General features: G+C 72.2%; 14 protein-coding genes. 2 read left to right on the top strand and 12 right to left on the bottom strand.

What is annotated here, in order from left to right:
* Positions 1-132 precede the first annotated feature (132 nt).
* Positions 133-399 (bottom strand): GlsB/YeaQ/YmgE family stress response membrane protein, encoded by a 267-nt coding sequence (locus ACWC24_RS20490; protein ID WP_450664245.1) that lies wholly within the window; start codon positions 397-399, stop codon positions 133-135.
* Between the two features lie 165 nt (positions 400-564).
* Between ACWC24_RS20490 and ACWC24_RS20485 the strand changes: the two genes are divergently transcribed.
* Complete coding sequence (locus tag ACWC24_RS20485) at positions 565-1,806, top strand: APC family permease (protein WP_450664244.1); 1,242 nt, start codon at positions 565-567, stop codon at positions 1,804-1,806.
* Between the two features lie 188 nt (positions 1,807-1,994).
* Positions 1,995-2,396, top strand: coding sequence for a YccF domain-containing protein (locus ACWC24_RS20480; RefSeq protein ID WP_450664243.1), 402 nt, complete (start codon positions 1,995-1,997; stop codon positions 2,394-2,396).
* Positions 2,397-2,483: 87 nt separating this feature from the next.
* On the opposite strand, the gene htpX is transcribed toward ACWC24_RS20480, so the two are convergent.
* The 11 genes from htpX to ACWC24_RS20425 all read right to left on the bottom strand — a co-directional run bounded on the left by htpX (position 2,484) and on the right by ACWC24_RS20425 (position 14,012).
* Positions 2,484-3,347, bottom strand: coding sequence for a zinc metalloprotease HtpX (gene htpX, locus ACWC24_RS20475; protein ID WP_450664242.1), 864 nt, complete (start codon positions 3,345-3,347; stop codon positions 2,484-2,486).
* Between the two features lie 188 nt (positions 3,348-3,535).
* The gene (locus tag ACWC24_RS20470; protein WP_450664241.1) at positions 3,536-5,095 is read right to left on the bottom strand and encodes an NADH-quinone oxidoreductase subunit N; all 1,560 of its coding nucleotides are present in this window, start codon (positions 5,093-5,095) and stop codon (positions 3,536-3,538) included.
* Positions 5,092-6,675 carry a complex I subunit 4 family protein gene (locus ACWC24_RS20465; RefSeq protein WP_450664240.1) on the bottom strand — a complete coding sequence of 528 codons (1,584 nt, stop codon included), beginning with the start codon at positions 6,673-6,675 and terminating at the stop codon, positions 5,092-5,094. Before ACWC24_RS20465 ends, ACWC24_RS20470 begins: the two co-directional genes overlap by 4 nt.
* A 6-nt stretch (positions 6,676-6,681) precedes the next feature.
* Positions 6,682-8,715: an NADH-quinone oxidoreductase subunit 5 family protein gene (locus tag ACWC24_RS20460; RefSeq protein ID WP_450664239.1), complete on the bottom strand. Its 2,034-nt coding sequence runs from the start codon at positions 8,713-8,715 to the stop codon at positions 6,682-6,684.
* A complete protein-coding gene (gene nuoK, locus ACWC24_RS20455; protein WP_450664238.1) occupies positions 8,712-9,116 on the bottom strand; it encodes an NADH-quinone oxidoreductase subunit NuoK in 405 nt (134 codons plus the stop codon). The genes ACWC24_RS20460 and nuoK overlap by 4 nt, the downstream gene beginning before the upstream one ends.
* Positions 9,116-9,766: an NADH-quinone oxidoreductase subunit J family protein gene (locus tag ACWC24_RS20450; RefSeq protein WP_450664237.1), complete on the bottom strand. Its 651-nt coding sequence runs from the start codon at positions 9,764-9,766 to the stop codon at positions 9,116-9,118. Before ACWC24_RS20450 ends, nuoK begins: the two co-directional genes overlap by 1 nt.
* A complete protein-coding gene (locus ACWC24_RS20445; protein ID WP_450664236.1) occupies positions 9,763-10,323 on the bottom strand; it encodes a NuoI/complex I 23 kDa subunit family protein in 561 nt (186 codons plus the stop codon). Before ACWC24_RS20445 ends, ACWC24_RS20450 begins: the two co-directional genes overlap by 4 nt.
* Complete coding sequence (locus ACWC24_RS20440; RefSeq protein WP_450664235.1) at positions 10,323-11,291, bottom strand: complex I subunit 1/NuoH family protein; 969 nt, start codon at positions 11,289-11,291, stop codon at positions 10,323-10,325. The genes ACWC24_RS20445 and ACWC24_RS20440 overlap by 1 nt, the downstream gene beginning before the upstream one ends.
* Positions 11,288-12,997: an NADH-quinone oxidoreductase subunit C gene (locus tag ACWC24_RS20435; protein WP_450664234.1), complete on the bottom strand. Its 1,710-nt coding sequence runs from the start codon at positions 12,995-12,997 to the stop codon at positions 11,288-11,290. Before ACWC24_RS20435 ends, ACWC24_RS20440 begins: the two co-directional genes overlap by 4 nt.
* A complete protein-coding gene (locus ACWC24_RS20430; protein ID WP_450664233.1) occupies positions 12,994-13,602 on the bottom strand; it encodes an NADH-quinone oxidoreductase subunit B in 609 nt (202 codons plus the stop codon). Before ACWC24_RS20430 ends, ACWC24_RS20435 begins: the two co-directional genes overlap by 4 nt.
* Positions 13,593-14,012 (bottom strand): NADH-quinone oxidoreductase subunit A, encoded by a 420-nt coding sequence (locus tag ACWC24_RS20425; RefSeq protein WP_450664232.1) that lies wholly within the window; start codon positions 14,010-14,012, stop codon positions 13,593-13,595. The genes ACWC24_RS20430 and ACWC24_RS20425 overlap by 10 nt, the downstream gene beginning before the upstream one ends.
* Between the last annotated feature and the right edge of the window lie 90 nt (positions 14,013-14,102).

Genomic DNA, 14,102 nt, shown 5'->3' with positions numbered 1-14,102 from the left:
GCGGTCCGCGCGCTCGGTGACCTGGCCGCCGATCTGGCGCGTGCGGCAGGTTCGCAGGAGCAGGGACCGCGGTCGGTCGCGCGAGAACTGTGGACACCGTCGGTGTCCACCCCTCCCTCGCGCGTGTCGGGATCAGTCGCGTGAGTTGCCGAACAGCAGGCGGTAAGCCACCAGGAGCACGAGCGCTCCGCCGATCGCGGCCGCCCAGGTGGCGCCGTCGTAGAAGTTCTTGGTGATCGGGTGGTCCAGCCAGCGGGCCGATATCCAGCCGCCGAGGAACGCGCCCACGACGCCGATCACGGTCGTACCGATGACGCCGCCCGGGTCACGGCCCGGCAGCAGGAACTTGGCGATGGCTCCGGCCAACAGCCCCAGGATGATCCAGCTGATGATGCTCATGCCGTGAACCTGCCCCTCCAGGTCGTGCTTGCACTGTCCCGGCGCTGTGACTTTCTTCCGGCCGGGCTGTGTTCCGCCGTTCTCGCCACGCCCGTTCATCGCGTGTCGGCCGGGAAGACGTCACCGCGCCCTCCGGCGGTTGCGGCGGTCAGTAGGGTGCCGCCCATGACACAGTCCGGCTCTGAACTGCGGCGGACGCTGGGCGTGGGCGACGCCGTCGTCATCGGTCTCGGTTCGATGATCGGCGCCGGCGTCTTCGCGGCCCTGGGGCCCGCGGCGCGCGCCGCCGGCTCCGGGCTGCTGCTCGGGCTCGCCCTGGCCGCGGTGGTCGCGTACTGCAACGCCACCTCGTCCGCCCGGCTCGCGGCCCGTTATCCCGCCTCGGGCGGCACGTACGTGTACGGGCGGGAGCGGCTCGGGGCGTTCTGGGGGTATCTCGCGGGCTGGTCGTTCGTGGTCGGCAAGACCGCCTCGTGCGCGGCGATGGCGCTGACGGTGGGCACGTACCTCTGGCCGGGGCAGTCGCACGCGGTGGCGATGGCGGCCGTGGTGGCGCTGACCGCGGTGAACTACGGCGGCGTCCAGAAGTCGGCCTGGCTGACGCGGTCGATCGTGGCGGCGGTGCTGGCCGTGCTCGCCGCCGTGGTGGTCGTGTGCCTGGGATCCGGGGCGTCCGGTGCCGGACGGCTGGGTGCCGGTGCCTCCGGGGGCGTGGGCGGGGTGCTCCAGGCCGCCGGGCTGCTGTTCTTCGCGTTCGCCGGGTACGCGCGCATCGCGACCCTCGGCGAGGAGGTGCGGGATCCGGCGCGCACCATTCCGCGGGCGGTCCCGCTGGCCCTCGGCATCACGCTGGTGGTGTACGCGTGCGTGGCGGTGGCCGCCCTGTCCGTGCTGGGGCCGGACGGTCTCGCGCGCGCCACGGCTCCGCTGGCGGACGCGGTACGGGCGGCCGGGGTGCCGGCGCTGGTGCCGGTGGTCCGGGCCGGGGCGGCCCTGGCCGCTCTGGGGTCGCTGCTCGCGCTGATCCTCGGTGTCTCGCGGACCACGCTGGCCATGGCCCGGGACCGGCATCTGCCGGGCGCGCTGGCCGCCGTGCATCCACGGTTCCGGGTACCGCACCGGGCCGAGCTGGCCGTGGGGGCGGTGGTCGCGGTGCTCGCCGCCACGGTGGACCTGCGCGGCGCGATCGGCTTCTCCTCCTTCGGCGTGCTGACGTACTACGCGGTCGCCAACGCCTCGGCCTGGACCCTGGACCCGCGCCCGGCGGCACGGGTGGTGCCCGTGGCGGGGCTGCTGGGGTGCGTGGTGCTGGCGTTCGCGCTGCCCTGGGGATCGGTGGCGGTGGGCGCGGGGGTGCTGGCCGTGGGGGTCGTTCTGTACGGCGTACGGCAGTGGCTGCGAGGGTGACGACGACCGTGTGGCGGTGAGGTGAGGTGAGGTGAGGTGTGGCGCGACGTGGATTCCGGGGATGTTCGTCTCCGGATGTTCCCGATCACGCCACAGGGTTGCCGCAGCTCACAGTCGGGCGCTCCGCCCGCTCATACTTGTCCGGGACGGACGGTGTCCGCGCAGCCACCTGGGGAGAGGTACTGATCATGAAGCTGTTCAACCTGTTGCTGAACATCGTGTGGCTGGTCTTCTGCGGCATCTGGATGGCCATCGCGTACACGATCGCCGCCCTGATCTGTTTTGTACTGATCATCACGATCCCGTTCGGGATCGCGTCGCTGCGCATCGCCGGTTTCGTGCTGTGGCCGTTCGGCCGGACCACGGTGGAACGACCGGGCGCCGGAGCCGCGTCGTTCATCGGCAACGTGATCTGGGTGATCTGCGCGGGCTGGTGGCTGGCCCTGGCTCACCTGGTCACCAGCATCCCGCTGTTCGTGTCGATCATCGGCATCCCGTTCGGCTGGGCCAACCTGAAGCTGATCCCGATCTCCCTGATGCCGCTGGGGCGCGAAGTGGTCTCGACGGACGAGCGGTTCGGCGGCCGCTGACAAGGACTCAGGACCGGACCCGGCCGATCCTGACCGGCCTTGGACCGGACCCTTGGCCAGGCCCTTGGCCAGGCCCTTGGCCAGGCCTTAGGACCGGCGGCCCGCCATCCGCTCCAGGCGGGCGATGCGCTCCGCCATCGGCGGGTGGGTGGAGAACATCTTCGACAGCCCCTGGCCGGGCCGGAACGGGTTCGCGATCATCATGTGGCTCGCGGTCTCGATGCGCGGCTCGGGCGGCAGCGGCAGTTGCTTGGTGCCGGCGTCGAGCTTGCGCAGGGCGCCGGCGAGCGCTATCGGATCGCCGGTGAGCTGGGCGCCGGAGGCGTCCGCCTCGTACTCCCGGGAGCGGCTGATGGCCAGTTGGATGACGGAGGCCGCGAGCGGGCCCAGGATCATGATCAGCAACAGACCCAGGAAGCCGGGGCCGTCGTCGTCGTCCGAGCGGCCGACCGGGATGAGCCAGGCGAAGTTCACCAGGAACATGATCACCGACGCGAGGGCGCCGGCGACGGACGAGATCAGGATGTCGCGGTTGTAGACGTGGCTGAGCTCATGGCCGATGACTCCGCGCAGTTCGCGCTCGTCCAGGATCCTCAGGATGCCCTCGGTGCAGCACACGGCGGCGTTGCGCGGGTTGCGGCCGGTCGCGAAGGCGTTCGGGGCCTCCGTCGGGGAGATGTACAGGCGCGGCATGGGCTGGCGGGCCTGGGTGGAGAGCTCACGGACCATGCGGTAGAGCGCCGGGGCCTCGAACTCGCTCACCGGGCGGGCACGCATCGCGCGTAGCGCCAGTTTGTCGCTGTTCCAGTACGCGTACGCGTTGGTGCCGAGTGCGACGACGACCGCGACGATCAGGCCCGTACGGCCGAAGAAGCTGCCGATCAGGATGATGAGTGCGGACAGTCCCCCGAGGAGGACTGCGGTCCTGAGCCCGTTGTGCCGGCGGTGCACGGTACGCCCTCCAAGTGGTGCAGCAGGGGAACCCTTTGCTTGCTGTCTCCGATGCCACTGGTGTCGTGTCACGTCCAGTGGACCCTCCCGCTCTCGACAACGCCAGGCGGGAGCGCCGAGTTCCCTTGTGCCCGCGAGCGCGCGCGTCCGCCGTCCGGGTGACGGGTCCGCCTACCGCCGCGCCGGTCTCAGAACAGCCCGGTGGTGGCGAAGCGCAGGACCAGCTGCGGCGCGCCGGACAGGACGACGCCCAGGACGCCGGTCAGGGCGATGGCGGCGGTGAGGGGAGCCGGGACGCGATGCCGCTCGGGCTCGCCCTCGGGCGCGCGGAACAGCAGCGTCGTCCACTGGAGGTAGTAGAAGAGCGCGATGACCACGTTGACGGCCATCACCACCGCGAGCCAGCCCAGGCCCGCGTCGACGGCCGCCGAGAAGACGGTGACCTTCGCGAAGAGTCCGATGACGCCCGGCGGCAGTCCGGCGAGGCAGAGCAGGAAGAAGGCCAGGAGCAGGGCGGCCAGGGGGTTCGAGGCGTAGAGGCCGCGGTAGTCCGTGAGGCGGTTCAGGGGGCTCCTGCGGCCGACCATGGCGGCCACCGCGAAGGCGCCCAGGTTCACGGCCGCGTACATGAGGGCGTACGCGAGCGTGGAGCCGACCGACTTCTGGGGGTCGTCGGAGTACGCGGCAGCGGCGATCGGTACGAGGAGGTAGCCGGCCTGGCCGACCGACGACCACGCGAGCAGCCGTACCGCGCTGTACGCGCGCGTGGCCTGCTGGCGCAGCGCGCCGACGTTGCCGACGGTCATCGTGAGCGCGGCCAGCGCGGCCAGCGCCGGGCCCCAGGCGTGGGCGTACGACGGGAGGGCGACGACCGTGACGAGGATCAGCCCGGAGAAGCCGACCGCCTTGCCGACCACCGACAGGTAGGCGGCGACGGGCAGGGGTGCTCCCACGTAGGTGTCGGGCACCCAGAAGTGGAAGGGGACGGCGGCCGTCTTGAAGGCGAACCCGACGAGGGTGAGGACGACGCCGGCCGCGGCGAGGGTGTGCAGGCGGCCGTCGACGTGCTGGATGCGGTCGGCGACCTGGGTGAGGTAGAGGCTGCCGGTGCAGGCGTAGACGAAGCTGATGCCCATCAGGCTGACCGCGGTCGCGATCACCGAGGACAGGAAGAACTTCAGCGCCGCCTCGGAGGACTTCCGGTCGCCGTGCTGGATGCCGACCAGGGCGAACGCGGGCAGGGAGGCGACCTCGAGGGCGACGACGAGGGTGGCGAGGTCGCGGGAGGCGGGCAGCAGGGCGGCGCCCGCGGCGGAGGAGAGCAGCAGGAACCAGTACTCCCCCTCGGGCAGTCCCTTGTCGGCGTCCTTCAGGGTGGTGACGGACAGGAGGGCCGCGAGGAGGGCGCCGCCGAGGACCAGGAACTGCACCACGAGGGTGAAGCGGTCCACGGTGTAGCTGCACACCGCCGGGTCGCCGCTGAGGCAGAAGGTGGAGCGGTCGCCGTCGAGGAGGGGCAGCAGCAGGAGCGCGGCCGCGGCGAGTCCCGCGACCGAGGTCCAGCCGAGCACGGCCTTCCTGGCCTCGGGCAGGAACAGGTCGGCGACGAGTACGGCGAGTCCCACCACGGCCGCGAGGGTGGGCGGCGCGATGGCGAGCCAGTCGACGGACTGGACCACGGACTGGGCGGCGGTCTGTGCCGTGGACTCGGCCAGGGGGTGGGCCGCGGGCAGGGCCAGGACGCTCATCGGGTGCCTCCTGCGAGGAGTTGCTGCACGGCCGGGTCGGTCAGGCCGAGGAGGGCCCTCGGCCACAGTCCGGCCACGACGGTGAGGGCGACGAGCGGGGTCCAGGCCGCGAACTCGTAGCTCTGGACGTCGGCGAGCCGCCAGGTCGGCTGCGGGTCCGACGGGACGGCGCCCATGCAGACGCGCCGGACCACGATCAGCATGTACGCGGCCGTGAGCAGCGTGCCGAACGCGGCGATCGCCATGAAGGTGAGGAAGGCGGGGCGGCTGAGGGCCGGGGCGGGGTCGAACGCGCCGAACAGCGCCAGCATCTCGCCCCAGAACCCGGCGAGGCCGGGCAGGCCGAGCGAGGCGACCGCGGCGAAGGCGAGCAGGCCGCCGAGGCGCGGGGCCCTGCCGTAGAGCGCGGCGCCGGTGCCCTCGGCGAGGGTGTCGAGGTCGGTGCTGCCGGTGCGCTCCTTCAGGGCGCCGACCAGGAAGAAGAGCAGGCCGGTGATGAGGCCGTGGGCGATGTTGGCGAACAGGGCGCCGTTCACGCCGGTCGGGGTCATGGTCGCGATGCCGAGCAGGACGAAGCCCATGTGGCCGACGGAGGAGTAGGCGATCAGACGCTTGAGGTCGCCCTTCGCGCCCTGTTTGGCGAGGGCGAGGCAGGCCAGGGACCCGTAGACGATCCCGACGACGGCGAAGGCGGCGAGGTAGGGCGCGAAGGTGCCCAGGCCGTCGGGTGTGATCGGCAGGAGGATGCGTACGAACCCGTAGGTGCCCATCTTCAGCAGCACGCCGGCCAGCAGGACCGAGCCGACGGTCGGCGCGGCGGTGTGGGCGTCGGGCAGCCAGCTGTGCAGCGGCCACATCGGCGTCTTCACCGCGAGTCCGATCCCGATCGCCAGAGCGGCGATGACCTGCACGGACGTGGTCAGCGACCGGCCGTTGTCAGTGGCGAGTGCCACCATGTCGAATGTGCCCGCCTTGATTCCGATCAGGAGCAGGCCGAGCAGCATGACGACCGAACCGAGCAGTGTGAAGAGGATGAACTTCCAGGCCGCCTGGGCTCGCTCGGCGCCGCCCCAGCGGGCGATGAGGAAGTACATCGGGATCAGGACCGTCTCGAAGGCGAGGAAGAACAGCAGCAGGTCGAGGACGGCGAAGGTGGCGAGGGTGCCGGCCTCCAGGACGAGCAGCAGTGCGACGAACGCCTTCGGGGCCGGGCCCGCGGGCGGCTTGAAGTAGGAGTACAGCGCGCACAGGAAGGTCAGCAGCGCGGTCAGGACCAGGAGGGGGAGGGAGATGCCGTCGACGCCTAGGTGGATCCGCACGCCGAGTGCGGGGATCCAGCTGATGTCCGTACTGGCCTGCATCTTCGACGGGTGGTCGTGGTCGAAGCCGAGCGCCAGGACGATCGCGGCCAGCAGGACGACGCCGGTGACGGTCACGCCGTGCCGCAGCACGGCCTGCTCGGGCGACTTCCCCTTCAGTCCGGGCGGGGCCGGCAGCAGAGCGGCGACGGCACCGAGGAGCGGGCCGACGACGACGAACGCCAGAAGGAACTGCATCACGGACTCGTTGATATCGATCACGCCTGCTCACGCTCCCGTGGCGACGAGGACGGCGGCGACCGTCAGGACGACGGCGCCGGCGAGCAGCGCGCTCACATAGGTCTGCACATTGCCGGTCTGGGCCCGCCGTACGGCGGCACCGAGCCAGCGGGGTAGGGCGCCCGCACCGCGTACGTAGGTCTCGACGACCTCGCGGTCGAGGAACCGCACGAGGCTCGCTCCGGCCTGGACCGGGCGGACGAACAGCACGCCGTACAGGGCGTCCAGGTGGAAGCCGGCGGCCGCGTGACGGTGCAGCGGGCCGAGCAGGAGGCGGCCGGGGTCGGCCGGGTCGGGGGCCAGGGCGATGTCCCCGTAGGCCGGCTCGTGGGTGGCGATGGCCTCCGCCTCGACGAGTCCGGCGTCGGCGCCGGGGTGCGCGGCGACCGCTCCGAGCGGTGCCCGGGGAGCGAGGGCGGTGACGTGCTGCCAGGCGCCGTAGGTGACCAGTCCGCCGACCAGGGCGAGGCCCGTGCCGAGGATGGAGGTGGTGAGCGTCGGGGTCAGGCTGCGGCCGTCGAACCAGGCGGGCAGTACCCCGTAGGCGAACCCGCCGAAGGCGAGGGAGGGGACGGCGAGCACCCACAGCACGACGGTCATGGTGAGGGGCTCACGGACCCGGTGCTCCTCGGCCCGGCCGGGCTCGGCGCTCGGGGCGAGGCCCGGCACCTCGGCGCCCTGTCCGCGGAAGGCGAGCAGCCACAGCCGGGTCGCGTACCCGGCGGTGAGCAGGGCCGTGACCAGGCCGGCGACGAGGACCGTCCAGCCCGCGGCGGCGGGGGCGTGCTCGGTGTGGCCCGTGATGACGTGTTCGGCGGCGCCGAGGACGGACTCCTTGGAGAAGAAGCCGCTGAACGGCGGGATCGCGGCCAGGGAGAGCAGTGCCACGGTCATCGTCCAGTAGGCGTCCGGGACGCGGTCCCGAAGGCCCGTCATCCGGGACATGGCGGCGAGCGAGTTGGTGCCGGTGGCGTGGATGACCACGCCGGCGGCGAGGAACAGCAGCGCCTTGAAGGCGCCGTGCGAGAGGAGGTGGAAGACGGCGGCACCGCGGTCGCCGACGGCGAGGGCGCCGGTCATGTAGCCGAGCTGACTGATCGTCGAGTAGGCGAGGACGCGTTTGATGTCGTCCTGGGCGAGCGCCGCGAGCGCCGCCCCCGTCATGGTGACGGCGGCCATCACGGCGAGGACGACCATGGCCGCCGTGGAGGCCTGGAAGAGCGGGAGGAGCCGGGCGACGAAGTAGACACCGGCGGCCACCATGGTCGCGGCGTGGATCAGCGCCGAGACGGGCGTGGGGCCCGCCATCGCGTCGGGGAGCCAGGTGTGCAGCGGGAACTGCGCCGACTTGCCCGCCACGCCCGCCAGGAGCAGCAGGGCGACCAGCGTCACGTGGTGGATGCCGCCGCTCGCGACGGCGCCGAGGACCTTGGTGATCCGGAAGGAGCCGGCGTCGGTGGCGAGGGCGAACAGACCGATCAGGAAGGGGACGTCGCCGAGCTTGGTGACCAGGAAGGCCTTCAGGGAGGCGGCGCGGGCCTCCGGTGTCTCCCAGTAGTGGCCGACCAGGAAGTAGGAGCAGATGCCCATGACCTCCCAGCCGACCAGCAGCACCATCAGGTCGCCGGAGTAGACGACCAGGAGCATCGCGGAGGTGAACAGGGAGACGAGGGCGGCGTAGGAGGGGTAGCGCGGGTCGTTGTGCAGGTAGCCCGTCGAATAGATCTGCACGCAGGTGGCGACGACGCCGACCAGGATGGCGACGAGGGCGGCGAAGCCGTCGATGTGCAGGGCGAGTTCGACGGGCACCGAACCGGTGGGCGTGAGTTCGGTGGCGGCGTCGATCGCCGGGCCGCCGCCCTGGCGCACCGCGACCAGTACGGCGAGGACGAGCGTCGCGAGCGTCGGCAGCACGGCGAGCGGGCGGACGAGGCCGGGGGCCGTGCGGCCCAGGAGCAGTCCGGCCGCGGCGCCCAGGAAGGGAAGGAGGGGGACGAGCGCGGCGAGGGTCGTCGTGGTCACGTGGTGGCCTCAGCCTTCTCGCCGGCCCGGTCGTCGGCCTTCTGCGCCGCGAGGGCGCCGCTGTCGGGGCCGTCCTTGTCGGGTCCCTCGGCGGTGTCGCGGAGCTTGTCGATGTCCGAGGTGCCGCGGTTGCGGTGGACGGCCAGGACGATCGCCAGGCCGATACCGATCTCGGCGGCGGCGATGGCGATGGTGAACAGGGTCAGGGCCTGGCCGGAGTGCAGGGTCTCCTCGGCGGTCCTGCTGAGCCAGACGTCGAAGGCGACCAGGTTGAGGTTGACGGCGTTGAGCATCAGCTCGACCGACATCAGGACCAGGATCGCGTTGCGGCGGGCGAGGACGCCGTAGAGGCCGGTGCAGAAGAGGAGGGCGGAGAGCACGGCGGGATAGACGAGGTGCATCAGCGGACGCCTTCCTGGTCGGCTCCGGCGGCCCTGCGGGCCCGGTCCGGGCTGCCGCCACCGTCCGGGCGCGGGCCGGGGGTGCGCGGGGAAGCGGTCGCCGTCGCGTCCGCCTTCGCCTTGCGGGACAGGACGATCGCGCCGACCAGGGCGGCGAGGAGGAGGACGGAGAGGGCCTCGAAGGGGAGGACCCAGTTCTGGAAGAGGCTCTCGCCGGTGACACGGGTGGTGCCGGCGGGCTCTCCGTCCAGGTCGATCCAGGTGGCGCGGAAGGCGTCGACGACGACCCAGACCAGGGCGGCCGCCGCGGCGACGGCCACCGTGAGGGCGGCCCAGCGGTTGCCGGAGTCGGCGTCCGGGGAGCGGCCGATCGGCGCCCTGGTGAGCATCAGACCGAACAGCAGGAGGACGACGACGGAACCGACGTAGATGAGGACCTGCACCCAGGCGATGAACTCGGCGGTCAGCAGGAGGTACTCGACGGCCAGGCCGCCGAGGGTCACCACGAGCCACAGGGCGGCGTGCACCAGTTGCCGGGTGGTGACGGTGACGAGCGCGGCGCCGAAGGTGACCAGGCCGACGAGGAGGAAGGCGATCTCCACACCCGTCGGGGAGAGGAAGCCGTGCGGGACGGCGGCGGCGAGGGTCACGACTGCTCCCCCTGCCGCTCGTCCGGCCGATCCTGAGCGGCGGCCAGTTTCTCGGCGGTCTTGCGGGCGGCGGCGATCTCCTTGGGTTCCTCCGCCGCCGGGTCGAGGGCCGGCGGGGCCGGGACCGTCCACATCCACTCACGGAGCTTGTCGCGTTCGTGGGTGAGTTCGTGGATGTCGGTCTCGGCGTACTCGAACTCCGGGGACCAGAACAGGGCGTCGAAAGGACACACCTCGATGCAGATACCGCAGTACATGCACAGGGAGAAGTCGATGGCGAAGCGGTCGAGGACGTTGCGGCTGCGCTCGCGGCCGCCGGGGGCCGCGGGCGGGACCGTCTCCTTGTGGGAGTCGATGTAGATGCACCAGTCGGGGCACTCACGGGCGCACAGCATGCAGACCGTGCAGTTCTCCTCGAACAGGCCGATCACACCGCGGGTGCGGGGCGGGAGGTCGGGCTGGACGTCCGGGTACTGCGCGGTGACCGTCTTCCTCGTCATCGTGCGCAGGGTGACGGCCAGGCCCTTGGCCAGTCCGGAGCCGGGGAAGGGGGCCATTAGGAGATCACCACCTTGACGATGCCGGTGAAGGCGATCTGGGCGAGGGAGAGCGGGACGAGGAGGGTCCAGGAGAACCTCTGGAGCTGGTCCTCGCGCAGCCGGGGGTAGGTGACGCGGAGCCAGATCACGACGAAGGCGAGCAGCGCGGTCTTCAGCAGGGTCCAGACCCAGCCGAGGCCGTCGGCGCCCCACGGGCCGTGCCAGCCGCCCAGGAAGAGCACGGTGGTCAGCGCGCACAGGACGACGATCCCGGCGTACTCGGCGAGGAGGAAGAGGGCGAACCGCAGACCGGTGTACTCGGTGTACGCGCCGAAGATGATCTCCGAGTCGGCGACGGGCATGTCGAAGGGCGGGCGCTGGAGTTCGGCGAGGCCGGCGACGAAGAAGACGAACGCGCCGGTGAGCTGCCAGGGCAGCCACCACCAGTTGAAGGCGGCCACGATGCCGGGCAGGGAGACCGTGCCGGCCGCCATCGCCACCGAGGCGGCGGCGAGCAGCATCGGCAGTTCGTAGGCGAGGAGCTGGGCGGCGGTGCGCAGGCCGCCGAGGAGGGAGAACTTGTTGGCGGAGGCCCAGCCGGCCATGAGGGAGCCGAGGACGCCCACACCCATCACGGCGAGTACGAAGAAGATGCCCGCGTCGACGACCTGACCGACCGCGCCCTCCCCCGGGCCGATGGGGACGGCGAGCAGGACCAGGAGGTAGGGCAGCAGGGCCACGGCGGGGGCCAGCTGGAAGACACGGCGGTCCGCGCCCGCCGGGACCACGTCCTCCTTCTGCGCGAACTTCACACCGTCCGCGACGAGCTGGGCCCAGCCGTGGAAGCCACCGGCGTACATCGGGCCGAGGCGGCCCTGCATGTGGGCCATCACCTTGTGCTCGGTCTGACCGACGATCAGCGGGAAGGTGAGGAAGACGCCGAAGACGACGAGGAGTCGCAGGGCGACATCCAGCGCGTCGTTCACTGCGGGCCTCCTTGGGGGTCGGTGCGGGCATCGGGGGTCGGTTCGTCGGACGCGGGGGCCCTTTCGGGCGCCGGCTCCGAGTCCGACTTCGGCGCAGGCTCAGGCTCGGGCTCGGGAGTCGACTCAGGCGCAGACTCGGGAGCCGACTCGGGCTCGGGAGTCGACTCAGGCGCAGGCTCCGGAGCCGGCTCCGAGTCCGACTTCGGCGCGGGCGCAGGCTCGGGAGTCGACTCAGGCGCAGACTCGGGAGCCGACTCGGGCTCGGGAGTCGACTCAGGCACAGGCTCCGGAGCCGGCTCCGAGTCCGACTTCGGCGCGGGCGCAGGCTCGGGCTCAGGAGTCGGCTCAGGCGCAGGCCCAGGCGCAGGCGCCGACTTCGGACCCGGTGCCAGTGCCGGTGCCGGTTCCGGCTTCCGTGTCGGTTCCGGCTCGGGCCCCGGTTCCGGGTCGGGCTTCGGCTCTGGCTCGGGCCCCGGTTCCGGGTCGGGCTTCGGCTCTGGTTCGGGCTTCGGTTCGGACCCCGACTTCGGCTTCCGCTCCGGTTCCTGCTCCGGCTTCGGTTCCGGTTTCTCGAAGGCCGGGCGGGCGTGGTGCCACGGGGCGTCCGAGCTGCGGGGGCCGGTGGCGGAGGGCCGGGCAGGCGTGGCCGGGCCGGGGGCCGCGGGGGTTTCGGCGCGCTGGGATGCGGACCCCTGCGTGGCCGAGCGGGCACGACGCGGTCCCGCGGTTCCCGTCGGTCCCGTCGCTGTTCCCGCTGCCTCTGCTGCTCCCGTTGCCCCTGCTGCTCCCGCCGCTCCCGTTCGCTGCGAGGCGGACCCGCCGGTCGCGCTGCGGGACCGACGGGCGGTGCCGGGCGCGGGAGCCGGAGCGGCGGCGGGCGGCTGATCCGCCGGGCCCGCGCCCGCGCCGGTGCCGGGGCCGGTGACCGTGCCAGGCGTCGTATCCGCCGTCGCACGCGCATCGGCACGCGCACCGGCACCCGCGCTCGCACCCGCACCGGCGTCCGCAGGCGCTGGCGCTGGCGTCGGCGTGCCGGTCTGGCTGGCCGAGCCCTCCGAGGCCGTACGGGCACGGCGCACCGGGCGTTCGCCGGGGGCGCGGCCCGCCGCGCGGGCCGGACGGGCCGGGGCGGCGGGGAGCCGGCCCTTGAGCGGGCCCCACTCGTTCGGGTCGGGGACTCCCGGGGGAAGCATCTGGCGGCGCTTGGGGCCGCCGTGCTCGGACTCCCCCGGCTCCTTGGCGCCGGGCCAGGCCTTGGCGACCCGCGCCGCCAGGACGAAGTCCTTGCGCAGCGGATGACCTTCGAAGCCCTCGGGGAGAAGGAGGTGGTCCAGGGCCGGGTGGCCCTGGAAGGCGACGCCGAACATCTCGTGGGTCTCGCGCTCGTGCCAGGCGGCACCCGCGTAGACGTCCACGGCGGACGGCAGGACCGGCGACTCGTGCGGGACGGTCGTGCGCACCAGCAGCCGGCGCACCGGCCCCAGCGCGGCCACGTGGGCGGAGACGCGGAAACCGGTGCCCGGCTCGTCGACCGCGCTCAGCCAGTCGAAGTAGGTGCAGCCCAGTTCGTCGCGGGCGACGCGCAGCGCCGCGGTCCAGGACTCCGGCGGCACGTCGACCGTCAGGACGTCGTACGACTCCTCGGCCGTGGCCTGGGCGCCGAAGAGTTCCTCGGCGGGTGCGGGCAGCCAGCCGACTGCGGTCATCGGCTCTCACCCGCTGCGGCGGGGGCCGGCGGCGGCTGCACCAGCCCGCTCTGGAGGGCGGCCGCGGAGGGCCGCCTGGTCCCGTAGCGCTCGGCCAGCGACTCCCGGGCGATCTTCTCCTGGAGTTTCAGGATTCCCTGGAGCAGGGCCTCGGGGCGGGGCGGGCAGCCCGGGACGTAGACGTCCACCGGGATGATCTGGTCGACGCCCTTCGTGACCGAGTAGGAGTCCCAGTACGGGCCGCCGCAGTTGGAGCAGGCGCCGAAGGAGATGACGTACTTCGGCTCGGGCATCTGCTCGTACAGGCGCTTGACGGCCGGTGCCATCTTGTCCGTGACCGTGCCCGAGACGACCATCAGGTCGGCCTGGCGCGGCCCCGGCGCGAAGGGGATGACGCCCAGGCGGATGAAGTCGTGGCGGGCCATGGACGCGGCGATGAACTCGATCGCGCAGCAGGCGAGGCCGAAGTTGAAGACCCACAGCGAGTAGCGGCGGCCCCAGTTCAGGACCACCTTCATCGGCTCGGGAGCCAGCCGGGCGAGGGCGCCCAGCCGCTTCGGCTCGGGAAGCGGCACGGGCTCGGGGGAGGCGGGGGTCACGTCCATGTCAGGACGCCCTTCTTGTATGCGTACAGCAGGCCCACGGTCAGGAAGCCGAGGAAGATGAACATCTCCACCAGCGTCGTCGCGCCGTATCCATGGTCGGCGAAGACCGTCGCCCACGGGAACAGGAAGATCGAGTCGACGGCGAAGATGACGTACAGGAACGCGTAGACGTAGTAGCGGACCTGGGTGTGTGCCCAGCCCTCGCCCACGGGGTCGACGCCGCACTCGTAGGTGAGGAGCTTCTCGGGGGTGGGGACCACCGGGCGCAGCAGGCGGCCCGCCCCGAAGGCGACGGCGACGAACAGCACACCGACGACGGCGAGCAGTCCGACGACCGAATAGGAGTGGAAGTAGTCCGCCGCGACGACGACGGACGGGTCCCGCAGCGTGTCCCGCAACGTGTCCGGCAACGTCCGCCTCGCTCCCTGAACTCGTGACCCTCGTGAACCCTGCGTTCGACGATCTGTACGCACGGGAGTCTAGGCCCTGATAAAGAAGCG

The sequence above is a fragment of the Streptomyces sp. NPDC001443 genome, assembly GCF_053597355.1.
This window is presented reverse-complemented; position numbering and strand designations above follow the sequence as displayed.